Source organism: Thermophagus sp. OGC60D27 (assembly GCF_052400625.1).
Classification (GTDB): domain Bacteria; phylum Bacteroidota; class Bacteroidia; order Bacteroidales; family Marinilabiliaceae; genus Thermophagus.
The window spans coordinates 208,799-223,462 of the sequence record NZ_JBQTGH010000003.1 but is presented as its reverse complement, the minus strand read 5'-3'; the positions used below and the strand labels follow the sequence as shown (position 1 = coordinate 223,462).

The following is a 14,664-nucleotide window of genomic DNA, read 5'->3' as shown; positions in this document are numbered from 1 at the left end:
CGGATGAGCTGTTACTATTGTTACCTAATCGGGAATTTAAACTTCAGGTGAGATGAAAAGATTAATTTTAGTCAGACATGCAAAAGCTGAACCCCTGACCGACGCAGAGAATGATTTTGAACGACAACTGAAAAAAAGGGGTGGCAAAGATGTTCGGCTGATATCGGATCATCTGATTGGGAAACGCATTGTGCCACAGTTGATCATTTCCAGTCCTGCCATCAGAGCTTTGCAGACGGCCAGAATCATGGCCGGTGCTTATAGCATCCCTGAAGCCGACATCATTGAGGCACCATTCCTCTATAGTGGATACACTGTGGAGCAATTTCTTTTGGAGGTGACTCGATTGGCCGGCGACCTCGACTCGGTGATGGTTGTTGGTCACAACCCTGAAATTGCCCTGACAGCCTTTCAACTGACAGGGGATCACTTTTTTGATTATCCCACATCGGCAACAGCCATCCTTGCCTTTTCGACTTCGGAGTGGAGCCAGATTAAAGCGGGTAACGGACGCACCGAATTGTTCGTTTTTCCAAAAGAACTGAAAAAAAAGAATGGTAATTAGTGGAGCTGAAGATAGAATCGATGGCCCGATACAAGATGGTGGTGATACGGGAGGGGATGTGTTATAAATGTTTGGAACCAGGTGAAACCTAAAGTTTGTAGACGTTCTAATTGATTATTATGTTGGTTTTTTAATATTTCGCTTTCAGAGGACCTTTCAGAAGCTGTTAAATTTTTAAATTCTAACAATTTTGAAAAGGGTTCGTAGCTGATGGCACAAAATTCAGAATAAACCCCATGAATGAAGTTAAAGACGCTTTTAGACTGGAGTTATCATTAAAAGCCAAAAACGGTCTGGAATTTATTGTGTCCGGAATGATACTCTGGATAATCATTACGTTTGTTTGGACCATGAATTTGTCGGGCTATTATAAAGGTATCCTGACTTTTATGGTTAGCGGATTGATGTTTCCCCTGGCTTATGGTTTGTCCCGACTCTTAAAGACGCAATGGAAGATTAAAGACAATCCCTTGCATCCGTTAGGAGTAAGACTGAATATAGCGCAGCTGTTCTATTTTCCTTTTTTGATCTTCGTCATGGTCAGAATTCCCGACTACTTTTTGATGACCTATGCCATTATTACGGGTGCACATCTCTTTCCTTACGGCTGGTTTTACAATGAAACAGGTTATTCTTTAATGGCAGGGATTATTTCGGTGGGGAGTTTGGTGCTGGGATTAAACTTGTCCGCCGATAATATGTATATGATTGGCGCATTGATGGTCCTGTCTTTCTTTGTTTTGGCAGTATGGCTCTACCTTTCTTACCGGAAGAAGGTCAATAGTCAGAGGCAGGAATGATATTGTAAGCCAATTGACAATGCTTTGAGAGGACTCGGTGATACCGATTTGTTTTTTCGTTCTTTCCAGGGAGTGTTCATCAAACTGTGTCCTGATTATTTTTCTTTAGTATTTTGTGGTTGGAGATTCTATGCTGATTCTCTTCTGTTAATTTTTTTGAGGCGCTGCAATGTGCAGGACGTTTTCAGAAAATTTTCCGAGTTGCTGCAGCGTGCAGGATGTTTTCAGAGAATTTTCCGAGGCGCTGCAGCGTGCAGGATGTTTTCAGAGAATTTTCCGAGTTGCTGCAGCGTGCAGGATGTTTTCAGAGAATTTTCCGAGGCGCTGCAGCGTGCAGGGCGTTTTCAGAGAATTTTCCGAGGCGCTGCAGCGTGCAGGACGTTTTCAGAGAATTTTCCGAGGCGCTGCAACGTGCAGGACGTTTTCAGAGAATTTTCTGAGTTGCTGCAATGTGCAGGACGTTTTCGGAAAATTTTCCGAGCCGCTGTAGCTTGCAGGAAAAGGAATATACGCCGAGCTGCAAGCGCTTGGGGATGGGAGGCCGGAAGACCGATGCCGGAGGCAAGACGCTAGAAGTCTGATGGCTACTTTTGCGGCTTGATTTTGGATTGAATTTTTCTTCAACCCGAATGTTCAGACTTCGAAGGGGCGCAAGTTTATGGCTTATGAGAATGATATAAAAATCGACGTCAAAGTGGGGCGTATTGGTAATTATCGAAGAGGAAGTGTCTAAAAATCCGAGAAACTTTGTGTAATGATTCGTTTCACCGAGAAATCATTCGTCTTATTGTTACCTCGGTCAGTATGGATGAGCGTTTTCAGGGACGACGATTTAGGACGCTACCTACCCCCATTTTTAATGATGAGACCATGATTCTTGAAGCAGGTAAGCTCTTCCCCTGAATTCAGTTCTGAAGGCTTCGATGGCTCCCCTGTCGGCTACGGTAACATAAACGGTTTTACCCTCCTTTCCGCCAAATGCGACGTTGGTAGGCCGATCGCCTTTCAGCACAACTTCTCTTATTAATTGGCCATTGGGCGATATAATGGCAACCGTTCCTTTATTGAAGCGGGCCACATACAGATTACCCTGTTCGTCGCATCGCATGCCATCAAATCCGTAGTCAGCAAATTTGATGAGGAGGCGTTTGTTGTCAAGCGTTCCGTCGTCTAGAATGTCGAAAACCCAAATATTTCTCTGGTTGGATTCATTGACGTAAAGCAATTTTTCATCGGGCGACAATTCAATACCGTTTACGGTACCCATGTTTTGCATTATAAGTTTAAGCTTCCCGCTTTGGTTGGTCATCCATATTCTTCCGGAATTGTTTTTCCAGTCGGGATCACTGGCATAAACGACCCCTTTGGAGCTGATGGCAATATCGTTGGGTTGACTCATTTGTGGGTTGTGAGCCAGCACTGAAATGGCTTTGGTGTTAATGTCTATTTGCAATATGTTGTGCCCCGTATAGTCGGCCACCAATAGTGTTTCATTGTTCCACAAGCGGATTCCGTTGCCGATGCTGCCTTCCGGTAAATCAACCAATAGTCCGTGCGAGCCGTCCGGCCTCACATAGCCTATGGTTCCCTGATGACCGTAATTGACGGCGTAAAGCGTTCCATCGGGCGCTACGGCAGGCCCTTCTGCCAAATCCATAAAGACGGAATCGGGGGTGATGTCAAAGCTCTCGTAAAGAGGTGACTGAGCCGTTGCCTTTGAAAAAAGAGCAGAGAGGACGATGGTTGTCAATATTGTCGTTAGCGTTTTCATGATGGTTCGTATTTTACCCTGGTTTCTTCATTCGCGGCATATCACGTTTTGATCGATGGATATTGATCTTCAATTACCTTTACACCAAAGCTTTTTCTGAAACGATCTATGATGGATTCGAATTTTGATTCTCTGACGGCAAGCGTCATGTTGCAATCGGCTTCGAACTTTTGGGCTTTAATAATCAGTTCCTCATCATTAACAACGCGCATAACCTGATTCATCAAGTCGTAGGGAAATCGAATGGAAAAAGATTTTTTGACCGTACATTGAATGCGTTCAGCCTTTTCAAGGGCATCGGCTGTTGCCGCTTTATAGGCCTGGATCAGGCCTCCGGTTCCCAGTTTAATGCCTCCGAAATAACGCACCACCACAACCAGAATATTAGTGAGCCCGAAGGAATGGATTTGACCAAGAATGGGTTTACCGGCTGTTCCCGAAGGTTCCCCGTCATCGTTCATCCTGAAGTTGTTACCATCAATGCCCAGTTCCCAGGCATAGCAATGATGGCGGGCGTCGTGATATTTTTTTTTCAGGTCATCGACATGTTTCCTGATTTCATCTTCCGACTGAACCGGGAAACCATAGGCCAAAAATTTGCTTCCTTTTTCTTTATAGAGGCCTTCTACCGGTTGTTTTATGGTTGTATAATAATCTTTAAGCATATATCCGATTACAAAATGGACAAAGCATCTTCTCTGTTCTGTTGAACTGATTTTCAAAAATAGAAAAATATCCCGGAAACAGGACAATTTATGGCATAGTGAGATTGTGGATGTAAAAAGGAAGAAGCCGATGCGGTTTGACCGATCGGCTTCAGAAACATTGATTGGAGGGTACAGTCATTATTACGACACCACCGGTGATGAGATTGAACCGGTAGGTGAAGAAATCCTGTTCGTTACATTTTGACAGGGATCTGTTGTTGACTGGAAAAAATGGGTTGGTAGTTTTCCAGGGCTTTTTCAATATATCTGTTTTTCATTTCTTCGGAAGAGTCGGAGATACGTGGATAAAAGAAGTGGCCTACTATCTCTATGCCACAAAAACCGAAAACTTCGTTGCCGTGAATTTGCCGGAAGGCATCGAGAATCCCCTTTTTTTCATATTCTTCCACCGAATTGCCCATGGAAGTGTGCAAAACGATCTTCTTGCCCTTGAGCAATCCTTCGGGTCCGTCGGTGGATATTTTAAACGCAAAGCCGTTGGTCAGTACCCGGTCAAAATAACCTTTCAATACAGCGGGAAAGCTGCCCCACCATAGGGGGTAAACGATCGAGATAAGATCAGCCTCTTTCAATAGTTTTTGTTCACGGGAAATGTCGGGCGGAATAAGGCCATCTTTTATTTGTGACAGATCGGAATTGGTTAGGATCGGGTTAAAGTCGATTTCATAAAGGTTCCGAATCATCGGGTTTGCATTGTTGTTTCGGCTGTCGGCTGCAAGTGCCTCTGCCAGTGCATTGCTAAAGCTGTTCTTATTAGGATGAGCACTAATTATTAAATGTTGCATGTTCTTACGCTTTGATTATTTATATTTTTTATAAACCGGTCTATGGGAAGCATTTTTCAAATTGTTGGTCTTTGTTTTTTCCTTTTTGCCGCTCTCTTTTCAGTCAAAATGCATCTCATAAACAGAGATGCAAAAATAAGGGTTTGTTTTTAAGTAGAACAATTCTAAATAATAAAGTTTCACAAAGAGTTCAAAAGAGATGAATTTTTCGGGTTAGTGAATTTGTTATATTTGCTGATTTTGGGAATGTCAAACGGTATTAAAATGTCTTCAATAATCATTGTTTTTACTTATCGTCTTAATATAGGCCTGACAGCCATTCCTTATCATGCAGTTTTTCATTCCAATCAGCCGATAGAGCTGTTGGAACATGTGACACCGGACCATCTGGAGAAACATCCGGATAATTATTCTGATGAAGAAAAAGAGATGGTTAAGCTGTTGTATACCATTTCGGATAAAGAGTTGTTTAGGAAGTTCAGCCGAGAAAGTAACCTGCGCGATTTTAAGAACAATATTCCTCAAAAAATATTGGAGGAGAGAATTCGTCCGGAGATTGAAAATAAGATGTACCGTCTGGTGCGAATGTTGGCTGGTTCTAAAGTGCCGGCCTATTTTAAGCAGACCGGATACAGCAATGTGTATCGTAGCGACCGACTGAAAATAGCTTCCACCCCTTGTCAGCCATTGTTTTACGTGAATGTAGAGGGCGAACGGATGACCTATTCGTTGAAGTTCAGGCAGGAGAAATACCCGTTTTCCCTTTCGAAAAAGAATCCGGAAGTGATTTGCGCTTCACCCGCCGTGTTGAAAAACGGTAACACACTTTATTATTTCGACAAGTTCGACAGTGGCAAGCTTAATCCTTTCAGGGAGAAAGAATATCTGCATATTAATGGTGCCAAGGCGATTGAAACCTATTTGAGCAAGTTCATTATACATATTGTTGAGGATTATGAGATAGAAGGGTCGGGTTTTGAAATCACTACTGTTCCGGATCATCCCGAAGTTAAATTGGTGTTGGAGAATGATTTATCGCTTCGGCCGGTGCTTCGGTTTAAGTTTCACTACGGAAATCGTTGGATAACCCCCAATCGCAAAACCGATGTCTTCGTTGACTTTTTAAATGATCAGGGAAGATATACGTTTCGTCGTTTTCCGAGGGATTATGATACGGAGAAAAGAGTTTTTTCTCTGCTTACCGATAACGGACTTAGATTGATTGATGACATCTCGTTTGCCCATCCTGATGATCTGTCAGATCGTAAAGATCAGGCTCTCTCTTTTTCAGGACCGGCCAATCTGGTGGAATGGGTGAGAGAACATCGACAACTTTTGGCGCAGCATAAAATTCAATTAGATCTGGAATTTGATGGGGAAAAGTATTCTTCCGAACCCTATAGCACCTATTTCGAAACAACTACAGATGATCTGGATTGGTTTGATATTCATAGTATTGTTGAAATACCTCCGCATAAAATTCCTTTTACCCGGTTTCGAAGAAATATTCTGAATGGGGATCGACGTTTTTTGTTGCCCGACGGCACCGTATTTATTATTCCCAAATCATGGTTTGCCAAATATTACGATTTGGTCAACTTTGGAAAAACGGATGGCGACAGGATTTTACTTCCCAAAAACTATTACCACTTGCTGGATGAACTTCAAAAAGAGGATTCGGAAGATGCAGATGGCGTAGTAACACCTGAATTGCCTAAACTCAGGGAGTTTAATTCGGTTCCATTGCCCGATGGGTTGAATGCCACGCTTCGACCTTATCAGGTTGAGGGATATCAATGGTTGCTTTTTTTACGACACAATAGATTTGGCGGAATCCTGGCCGACGACATGGGGTTGGGAAAAACTTTACAGACCATCGCACTGTTGCAGAATATTTACTTCTCTTCAGCCGAGGGTGATAAAGTAGTGCAAGAAGGGCAATTATCATTGTTCTCGTCCCATCTGGAGGGATTTAACCGGTCAGGGGTTTCACCTTCTCTCATTGTTATGCCCACTTCCCTTGTGCACAACTGGAACAATGAGATAAAACGCTTTGCACCGTCGTTGAAAGTCTATGTTTACACTGGGGCAGATCGTGCGCGGTCGAAAGATTTGTGGAAAATATTACGACACTACCACGTGGTAATAACCACCTATGGTATTTTGCGCAATGATGTGGATATCCTCGAAAAAGCCCAGTGGGAATATCTGATTCTTGATGAGAGTCAGAATGTTAAGAATCCCTCCTCCAAAGGATATCAGGCCGTAAACCGGATCAATGCCGGTCATTTTCTGGCCTTGACGGGTACCCCCATCGAAAACTCACTGACCGACCTTTGGGCGCAGATGAATATTGTGAACGAAGGGTTACTAAAGTCTCTGAATTTTTTTAAAAAGTACTATGAGATTCCTATTACACGTCAGGAGGATGAATCTAAATCGGAACATCTGCAGAAGATGATTAGTCCGTTTCTTCTTCGTCGTACCAAAGAGATGGTTGCTAAGGATCTTCCGCCCATCATGGAGCAAGTGGTCTATTGTGATATGACAGCCGAGCAAAGAGAAATCTATGAACGTGAAAAATCGGGTGTGCGCAATAAGGTTCTGGAAGCGATAGACAGCCGTCCGCAAGGCGAGCAGGCCTTTATTGCCCTTAAAGCACTGACGCGGCTGCGCCAGCTGGCCAACCATCCTTCTATGTTATTGGAGGATTACCGGGGGGGATCGGGGAAATTTGAACAGATGGTGGAGTCTCTCGAAAATATTATTTCCGAAAACCATTATGTGTTGGTATTTAGTTCTTTTGTGAAAGATCTTGAATTGCTGGAAGCAGAACTGGTTAGTCGCAAAATAGGATATGCCAAATTGATCGGACAGACCTCGCATCGCGATAAAGTGATTGATGAATTTAATCGCAATGATAATATTAAAATCTTCCTGATCTCGCTGAAAGCCGGTGGGGTAGGACTGAATCTTGTAAAAGCCGATTATGTTTTTATGCTTAACCCCTGGTGGAATCCAAAGGCGGAGGCGCAGGCCATCAATCGTGCCCATCGAATCGGACAGACTCGCAATGTCTTTGTATACCGTTTTATTTCAAGCGAAACCATTGAAGAAAAAATTGCACAGCTGCAGGAAAAGAAAAACCGACTGGCCGACGCTTTTGTCAATTCGACCAATCCTTTGAGTCAAATGGATTCTGAGCAAATTAGAGATCTATTCAGTTAAAAATAATTGAAAGGTGAAATGGTATAAAGGTGAAATGGTGGGCGAGAAAAAGAGGCAGGAAGGGTGAATATGCTAATTGGAGCATGGGGGAGGAGAAGTTCGGTTTATTCAATAGTTAAACCATTTCCCATAGGGGATTTGGAGGGAATGGTGCTTGAAGAGATTAATAATCACAAAGAGCTTAGAACTATAAACTTTTTTTATCTCATTAAATAAGCGCTGTGGCGCGACGACATAGCGGGAGCAAGCTCCGGGGCTAGGATAAGACACATACCCCGCTCCTCAAATATTGGATCCTTTTATCCCTTACAAAATATTAGGTATTATTTTTGATGGATAAAATGAATCCAACAAATTTACGTTGGTATCATTGGTTGTGACTAGTCTCTTCTTTTTGTGTTATGAGGCTTTATCAGGTCTTCAATGCCAATGATAAAATGAGTTTTGGTAATCAGATAATTATTATAAATACTAATTTCTTTGAACATGAAACGAATATTTGTTTTTCTATTGTCTCTATCATTTGCATTTTCTTTGGCCGCCCGGGAAGAACAGGAGAATATTGTCAAAGAGACAAGAGTCATAAAAAATTTCAATAAGCTAAGGGTTACCAAAGGCATCAATGTGACTCTTATAAAAGGCGACGAGCCAAAGGCGGAAATTAATATCATTAATGCGCCTACTTCGGATGTAATCGTAGAGAACGACCAAAACGAGCTGACCGTTAAAATGCGAACCAAGGTATATCAGGATGTAACGGTTCAGGTTTACCTCACCTATACTGATATTCGTTCCATCTCTGTGGGATCGGGTGGTAATGTCGATAATGAGGGTGTTCTGTCGGCCAAACTGCTTACTCTCGATGCCGGGTTGGATGGGGTCATTAATTTGAATGTGGAAGTAGATGCATTGGAAGCTACGGTTTCTGCAGCCCGAATAGCCGTGGAAGGATATGCTAAAACCACGGAAGTGAAGGCCTCCACAGGTGGTAAGTTTCAGGGAGAAGGGTTGGAGTCAGAGAAAGCCTATGTGTCGGCCAATACAGGCGCAATTGTAACGGTAAACGTAACCCAAATGTTGGATGCTAAAGCTTCCACAGGAGCTACCGTGGAGTATACCGGTGACCCGCAAAAAGTAGGTATTAAAGAAACATTTGGAGGATCAGTAGAGGAAATTTAAAGGTCTAAAATTGATCCTATTTTTCTTACTCTAATTCAGCTAGAATCTTTAGGGCATCCAGTCGGTCTTTCCCGCAAATGATTTCTTCGGGCATAAAACCGGCGCATACGGCCGGACGATCCGGAGAATGGAAGATGGCGCACTGAAAATCATCGGTGAGATGAATACAAGGTACGCCTGCAGGTTTGCCATTAGGCATGCCGGGAATAGGGGACGAAATGGATGGAGCAATGCAACACGCTCCGCAACCGGGACGACATTTCATAATGATGAATCTTAGGATGCAAAGAATTGAATTATTCGGCTCAATTCCAATAGAAGCCGGTTAAAAAGTTTAAAATAGCGGAAGGAATGCTTGATGTCGAAGAAAGAGGAGAGGGAATTTCGTATATATTACAAGAATAGAATATGGTATTTGACAAAGAATTGGTGCATGGACGATTGATTCGGAGATATAAACGTTTTCTTACAGATGTTGAGTTGGATGACGGCACGCAGGTATTGGCGCACTGCACCAACAGCGGGTCGATGAAAAGTTGTCTGGAAGAAGGGGCCGAGGTTTACCTTTCGCCGGTAGATGATCCTAAACGCAAGACCAAATATACGTGGGAGATGATCCGTATTAACGGCAACTGGGTCGGCATTCATACAGGCCATCCCAATAAATTGGCGGTAGAGGCATTGCGCAGTGGCTCCATTCCCGGGCTGGAAGGATATACCAAAGTTGTCCCGGAGGTTAAAATTCAAGACAGCCGTTTGGATGTTATGGCCGAAAATGATGCAGAAACCTGTTTTGTGGAAGTGAAAAATGTAACACTTAAAGAGGGACGTTACGCTTTGTTTCCGGATGCTGTGACCACACGGGGGCTCAAACATCTGGAGACGTTAATCCGGCTGAAAGAGGAAGGCTACCGTGCCGTGATGCTTTATATTATTCAGCGTATGGATGTGGAGGTGTTTGCGCCTGCCCAAAACATCGATCCGGCCTATGCCGAAGCACTAAAAAGAGCTGTAGATAAGGGAGTAGAGGTTTTTCCCGTACAAGCAGAAGTTTCACCTCAGGGAATCTCCCTGAAGAAAGTTTTGCCTTTTGTAATAGATGACGAAAAAACAAAAAGCTAAAAAGAATGGCGCATAGAGCCACCTCGTTTTTCTTCTCGGGTTTACTATGCGCCATACTATGTAGGATGATGCTTTAATAAAATAATTCCGGTTTTACGGCTTTCCCCATGACTTCATGTCCTTTTTCATTGGGATGCAAATAGTCCCCATCATGGAGGTCTTCATTAATGGCCGAAGGGTCTTGCGGATTTCGAATGGCTTTATCAAAATCAATAACGGCATCGAATTGGCCACTGTTACGAATCCAATCGTTTACGGTTTTTCGGGCGGCTTCCCTGAAATCGGTATGGTAAAACGATTTTCCAAAAGGCGTGATGGTACCTCCATAAACCAGAATATCATGTTCGTGAGCCATTTGAATCATTTGTTGATAGGCGGCAACCAGATTGTTAGCTGTTTGGGCTGCGGCAGCACTATCGGGAGTCTGTCCCAGATCGTTGACACCTTCAAGAATGATGAGCCATTTCACCCCATTTTGTTTGAGTACGTCACGGTCAAAGCGATCGAGTGCGGATGGCCCCAAACATTGGCGTAGAACGCAGTTGCCTCCAATGCCCTGATTTAATACCGAAATATGTTGAGTTTGGGGATTTGTCAGCAATTGTTCGGACAATATATCCGGCCATCGATTCTGTTTGTTGGTGCCCGAACCACGACCATCGGTGATGGAATTACCCAATGTTACTACGGCGGCACTATTTTGTGGCGCTTTCACTTCAATGGTATTGATTACGTACCAGTGGTCCGTTTCCGGGCCGGTGAATTTAGCATCCGACACATGGTTGCCTTCCATCAGGTAGGATGTGGTTCGTGATCCAGGATGTCCGGTAACGTCTGGTGATGTTTGTCCAAAGTAAATTGTAATGGCCAAATCCATTCTGGGTTTTAAATCAAACGCCACGGGATCGGAATAAATGGCTGAGTCGGGCTGCATGGTCACCTCTGAAAGGCCGGAAAAGGTTAGCTCTTTTATGGAAGCTGTGTCAATGCTACTACCGTCGATAGAGGTAGCAATTTGTACTTTTTTCAATGTGACGGGTTTGCTGCTGAACTTATTGGAAAATTTTACTCTTAGGGTATCCCCGCCAATGGATACACGCACTTTTTGTCTTAGGGAATTATTGGCTAGTCCGGGATCAGGAGGCATGTTATGAGGTTCGACCAACTGTGGTGAAGTGCTCCAGGTGCCTACCCATTGGGATTGTTTTTCAACTTTGGGGCCGGAACATCCAAAACTAAGGAAGGATAACATTAAGATTCCAATACACAAAGTCGAAAACAGATGAATAAAAGGAAGAGGCTGTTTGCAAGTGTTGCCTCTCAAAGTTTGATTTATCTTCATAATGTGTGATTTAAATTTTCTTTCTGGACTATATGAAGTTTTAGTGTCGAATTGTTCGGCTTATTAATTGTTGATTATAAACACAGCACGTAATGATCGTCAGTCATTCTGAATATTTGCACGCTGTTCTTTTCTGTTCCGTGTTTTTACGCGTTAATATCCTCGTCGGTTTCAAAAAGTTTTGTTTAGTCCAGGAATCTTTTGGTTAATCCCTGATAAGCATCGATTCTACGATCTCTAAAAAATGGCCAGATGCGTCGCACCTTTTCCGATCGTTCCAGGTCGATGTCAATAATAAGATTCCTTTCGCTATCGGTAGGCGCTTCAGTCACAATTTCTCCTTGTGGTCCTGCAACAAAACTGTTTCCCCAAAACTGTATTCCTTTTGTCATCCCTGAAGGATCGGCTTCAAAGCCTACCCGGTTAACAGATATTACAGGCAGACCATTAGCCACGGCATGGCCACGTTGTGAGATTGTCCAGGCATCTTTTTGACGTGCTTTTTCTTCCGGACTATCGGTTGACTCCCAACCAATGGCGGTGGGATAGATAAGCAGGTCGGCGCCACGTAATGCCATAAGCCTTGCTGCTTCGGGAAACCATTGATCCCAGCATACCAAAACGCCCAATCTCCCAACACTGGTATCTATGGGGTTAAAATCCAGGTCGCCCGGGGTAAAGTAAAATTTTTCGTAATAAGCAGGATCGTCCGGAATATGCATCTTTCGATATATTCCCACCACAGTGCCGTCGCTTTCCAGTACTACCGCTGTGTTATGATAGAGGCCCGGGGCGCGTTTTTCGAAGAGGGATGTTACCAGAACCACACCTAATTCGGCTGCCAGTTTTCCAAAACGGTCGGTGGAGGGACCGGGAATAGTTTCCGCCAGGTCAAATGTTTCGGTGTCTTCCGTTTGGCAGAAATAAAGACTGTTGTGCAGTTCCTGCAAAACAATTAGTTGTGCCCCTTTTCCGGCGAGCTCCCGGATGCTTTTTTCCAAGCGTTGAATATTGTCTTCGATATTTGATGTATTGCTTTGCTGAATGAGTCCTGTTTTAAGCATAACACATTGATTAATGATGAATGGGATCAACTATTTTTCTATTTATGACACCTTGAGGCAATTGCATGGTTACGCAGTGCAATGATCCGTGCTGTTGAATCAGTGGCCGGCAATCAATGCCGATGATTTCGCGATCAGAGAAAACCTCTTGCAGAATTTCCTTCGCCCTTTGGTCTTTCTGACTGCCATAAAAGGGAAGTAAAACCGCCTGGTTGATGATCAGAAAATTGGCATAAGTGGCGGGAAGTCGATTATGATCGTCATCATAAACCGGATCGGCCATGGGGAGAGGAATCAGGTTGAACGGATCGCCCTTAGTTGTTCTGAATGCTTGAAGCTGTTTTTCCATTTGGCTCAGTGCCTCAAAATGTTCATCATTAGGATTATCCGATTTAATATATGCAATGGTGTCAAAATTGCAAAATCTGGCCAGAGTATCAATATGACTGTCAGTATCATCACCTGCCAAAAAACCGTGATCCAGCCAAAGGATGTTTTCAGCCCCCAGGGTGTGCTTTAAGGTTGCTTCTATTTCATTTTTTGAAGAAGCACCGTTTCGATTGGGGGAGAGCAAGCACTCAGAAGTGGTAAGTATGGTTCCTTTTCCGTTGGATTCCACGCTTCCACCTTCCAATACGAAATTGAGATGATTTACATAAGTTATGCCCTTTGCGAACAGATCTTGATCAAAGAGTTGCCTGTTGATGAGGTTATCTTTATTCGCAGGGAACTTTAGGCCCCAGCCGTTAAATTTGAAGTCGAGGGCTTGGTATTGACTACTCTCGGAAATCAGTAATGGCCCAAAGTCTCGTGCCCAGGTATCATTAAAAGGAATGAGCAAAGGATGAATGCGGTTAGGGGTGCGGAATGCGGTTAAGGAAAATGATTCGTCCTGATTGTCCACTATTAAAATGACATCTTGAAATCTGGTAATGGCATCGATTATTTGGCGGAAACAGCGACGCGTTTCGTCCAGGTTATTCACCCAATCGGTGTTTTTATGGGGCCAGGCTAGCAGAATGGCATCCTGAGGTTCCCATTCCGCCGGAAAAACTCGTTGATTTGTTGTGGCTTGCGTATTGTTCATGAATGAGTCCGTAAATGATAAAACCGGACCTCAAAAATGGGAAAAATTTACGATATCCTTTAGCCCATTAAAATTTGAAATTTATTCCAAAGCCAAATAATTGTTTAAACTGAATACGCGCCCCTCGTTCCACGCCTTCGTCGCTAATGTATTTAATATCGTCATCATACAGTAATGTTGTACCCAGATTTGCCGAGAGAAAACTGTTTACGCGGAAATCGAATTTTGTTTCCCATTCCACGTCGATGTTTAGAGGGTTGTTGGTATAATTGGAAAAAAGATCCAAACGGGTCATGAAATCAACGTTTTCAATGATGTTCTCCTTTTTTAGAATAGATTTGATGGAGGCCCCGAATTCGGTACGTATTTTCTTTCCCGGATCTACACCGAAAGCACCTTGTTGTGAGAGTTCTTCATCGTTAACAATGGTCCATTTACTGGTCAGCGGGGAGAGATAGAGCGAAAAGTTTTCGCTGGGCTTGTAATCCATTCCTAAAGAAAGCAACAAGTAGGCCGGTGCTAGAAACTTGGATGTGAGGATACTGTTTTCAGGTGGATCTTTATATCCTGTCCCCAGTTGAGTTTTAAAATCGGCCAGAGCGGTATAGTACCAATATTGGGAGGCTTGATATCCATATTTGGAAACCAATTGTAAACGGTCTTCTGTTTTTATCATATTCTCCGAGCCTTGTTTGGTTAGCCCATAGCCAATATCGAGGGTATTTTCCCATGCTATTTTACCTTTTTTATAATTCATAAAGGTGTTGAACAGGAAGGTCCCTGAGACCGAATTTTCGCCACCTGCCGACCAGTTTGTGAGTGAAACCTGAGAAAAGGTGAAGGCACTACTACCTCCGGATTTCCAGTGTCGGATGGTGTCGGTTTCGGATTGGGAAAAGGCCGGAAAACTAATGATCGTGATGGCTGATAGGATTACGATGAGGTTTTTCATGCGTACAGTAATAATTTAAGTTGTTGATGGATTTAAGTTGT

The 14,664-nt window shown here is 43.3% G+C and carries 13 protein-coding genes; 5 read left to right on the top strand and 8 right to left on the bottom strand.

Annotated features, from left to right (window positions below):
• The first annotated feature begins 52 nt into the window (after positions 1–52).
• Positions 53–565 (top strand): SixA phosphatase family protein, encoded by a 513-nt coding sequence (locus tag ACT29H_RS05320; protein WP_444820569.1) that lies wholly within the window; start codon positions 53–55, stop codon positions 563–565.
• Between the two features lie 236 nt (positions 566–801).
• Positions 802–1,365 (top strand): DUF7010 family protein, encoded by a 564-nt coding sequence (locus ACT29H_RS05315; RefSeq protein ID WP_444820568.1) that lies wholly within the window; start codon positions 802–804, stop codon positions 1,363–1,365.
• A gap of 856 nt (positions 1,366–2,221) precedes the next feature.
• Here ACT29H_RS05315 and ACT29H_RS05310 read toward each other — a convergent pair.
• From ACT29H_RS05310 to ACT29H_RS05300, 3 genes are all read right to left on the bottom strand, one after another.
• Positions 2,222–3,136, bottom strand: a complete 915-nt coding sequence (locus tag ACT29H_RS05310) for an SMP-30/gluconolactonase/LRE family protein (protein ID WP_444820567.1) — start codon at positions 3,134–3,136, stop codon at positions 2,222–2,224.
• Between the two features lie 41 nt (positions 3,137–3,177).
• Complete coding sequence (locus ACT29H_RS05305; RefSeq protein WP_444820566.1) at positions 3,178–3,801, bottom strand: IMPACT family protein; 624 nt, start codon at positions 3,799–3,801, stop codon at positions 3,178–3,180.
• A gap of 236 nt (positions 3,802–4,037) precedes the next feature.
• Positions 4,038–4,649: an NAD(P)H-dependent oxidoreductase gene (locus tag ACT29H_RS05300; RefSeq protein WP_444820565.1), complete on the bottom strand. Its 612-nt coding sequence runs from the start codon at positions 4,647–4,649 to the stop codon at positions 4,038–4,040.
• Between the two features lie 264 nt (positions 4,650–4,913).
• Here ACT29H_RS05300 and ACT29H_RS05295 point away from each other — a divergent pair, with 264 nt between their 5' ends.
• Together ACT29H_RS05295 and ACT29H_RS05290 are read left to right on the top strand one after the other, a co-directional pair.
• Positions 4,914–7,877, top strand: coding sequence for a DEAD/DEAH box helicase (locus tag ACT29H_RS05295; protein WP_444820564.1), 2,964 nt, complete (start codon positions 4,914–4,916; stop codon positions 7,875–7,877).
• A gap of 486 nt (positions 7,878–8,363) precedes the next feature.
• Positions 8,364–9,056 (top strand): head GIN domain-containing protein, encoded by a 693-nt coding sequence (locus ACT29H_RS05290; RefSeq protein WP_444820563.1) that lies wholly within the window; start codon positions 8,364–8,366, stop codon positions 9,054–9,056.
• A gap of 25 nt (positions 9,057–9,081) precedes the next feature.
• On the opposite strand, the gene ACT29H_RS05285 is transcribed toward ACT29H_RS05290, so the two are convergent.
• Positions 9,082–9,321 carry a YkgJ family cysteine cluster protein gene (locus tag ACT29H_RS05285; protein ID WP_444820562.1) on the bottom strand — a complete coding sequence of 80 codons (240 nt, stop codon included), beginning with the start codon at positions 9,319–9,321 and terminating at the stop codon, positions 9,082–9,084.
• 143 nt (positions 9,322–9,464) lie between these two features.
• Here ACT29H_RS05285 and sfsA point away from each other — a divergent pair, with 143 nt between their 5' ends.
• Positions 9,465–10,178, top strand: coding sequence for a DNA/RNA nuclease SfsA (gene sfsA / locus ACT29H_RS05280; RefSeq protein WP_444820561.1), 714 nt, complete (start codon positions 9,465–9,467; stop codon positions 10,176–10,178).
• A 73-nt stretch (positions 10,179–10,251) separates the two neighbouring features.
• On the opposite strand, the gene ACT29H_RS05275 is transcribed toward sfsA, so the two are convergent.
• The 4 genes from ACT29H_RS05275 to ACT29H_RS05260 all read right to left on the bottom strand — a co-directional run bounded on the left by ACT29H_RS05275 (position 10,252) and on the right by ACT29H_RS05260 (position 14,623).
• Positions 10,252–11,520, bottom strand: a complete 1,269-nt coding sequence (locus ACT29H_RS05275) for an SGNH/GDSL hydrolase family protein (protein ID WP_444820560.1) — start codon at positions 11,518–11,520, stop codon at positions 10,252–10,254.
• A 185-nt stretch (positions 11,521–11,705) separates the two neighbouring features.
• The gene (locus tag ACT29H_RS05270; protein ID WP_444820559.1) at positions 11,706–12,584 is read right to left on the bottom strand and encodes a carbon-nitrogen hydrolase; all 879 of its coding nucleotides are present in this window, start codon (positions 12,582–12,584) and stop codon (positions 11,706–11,708) included.
• A gap of 10 nt (positions 12,585–12,594) precedes the next feature.
• Positions 12,595–13,671 carry an agmatine deiminase family protein gene (locus ACT29H_RS05265; protein ID WP_444820558.1) on the bottom strand — a complete coding sequence of 359 codons (1,077 nt, stop codon included), beginning with the start codon at positions 13,669–13,671 and terminating at the stop codon, positions 12,595–12,597.
• Positions 13,672–13,738: 67 nt separating this feature from the next.
• Complete coding sequence (locus ACT29H_RS05260) at positions 13,739–14,623, bottom strand: DUF3078 domain-containing protein (protein WP_444820557.1); 885 nt, start codon at positions 14,621–14,623, stop codon at positions 13,739–13,741.
• Between the last annotated feature and the right edge of the window lie 41 nt (positions 14,624–14,664).

Bases quoted from the DNA above. Each gene is read 5' to 3' on its own strand.
- ACT29H_RS05320 (WP_444820569.1), top strand. From the start codon at position 53: ATGAAAAGATTAATTTTAGTCAGACATGCAAAAGCTGAACCCCTGACC.
- ACT29H_RS05315 (WP_444820568.1), top strand. From the start codon at position 802: ATGAATGAAGTTAAAGACGCTTTTAGACTGGAGTTATCATTAAAAGCC.
- ACT29H_RS05310 (WP_444820567.1), bottom strand. From the start codon at position 3,136: ATGAAAACGCTAACGACAATATTGACAACCATCGTCCTCTCTGCTCTT.
- ACT29H_RS05305 (WP_444820566.1), bottom strand. From the start codon at position 3,801: ATGCTTAAAGATTATTATACAACCATAAAACAACCGGTAGAAGGCCTC.
- ACT29H_RS05300 (WP_444820565.1), bottom strand. From the start codon at position 4,649: ATGCAACATTTAATAATTAGTGCTCATCCTAATAAGAACAGCTTTAGC.
- ACT29H_RS05295 (WP_444820564.1), top strand. From the start codon at position 4,914: ATGTCTTCAATAATCATTGTTTTTACTTATCGTCTTAATATAGGCCTG.
- ACT29H_RS05290 (WP_444820563.1), top strand. From the start codon at position 8,364: ATGAAACGAATATTTGTTTTTCTATTGTCTCTATCATTTGCATTTTCT.
- ACT29H_RS05285 (WP_444820562.1), bottom strand. From the start codon at position 9,321: ATGAAATGTCGTCCCGGTTGCGGAGCGTGTTGCATTGCTCCATCCATT.
- sfsA (WP_444820561.1), top strand. From the start codon at position 9,465: ATGGTATTTGACAAAGAATTGGTGCATGGACGATTGATTCGGAGATAT.
- ACT29H_RS05275 (WP_444820560.1), bottom strand. From the start codon at position 11,520: ATGAAGATAAATCAAACTTTGAGAGGCAACACTTGCAAACAGCCTCTT.
- ACT29H_RS05270 (WP_444820559.1), bottom strand. From the start codon at position 12,584: ATGCTTAAAACAGGACTCATTCAGCAAAGCAATACATCAAATATCGAA.
- ACT29H_RS05265 (WP_444820558.1), bottom strand. From the start codon at position 13,671: ATGAACAATACGCAAGCCACAACAAATCAACGAGTTTTTCCGGCGGAA.
- ACT29H_RS05260 (WP_444820557.1), bottom strand. From the start codon at position 14,623: ATGAAAAACCTCATCGTAATCCTATCAGCCATCACGATCATTAGTTTT.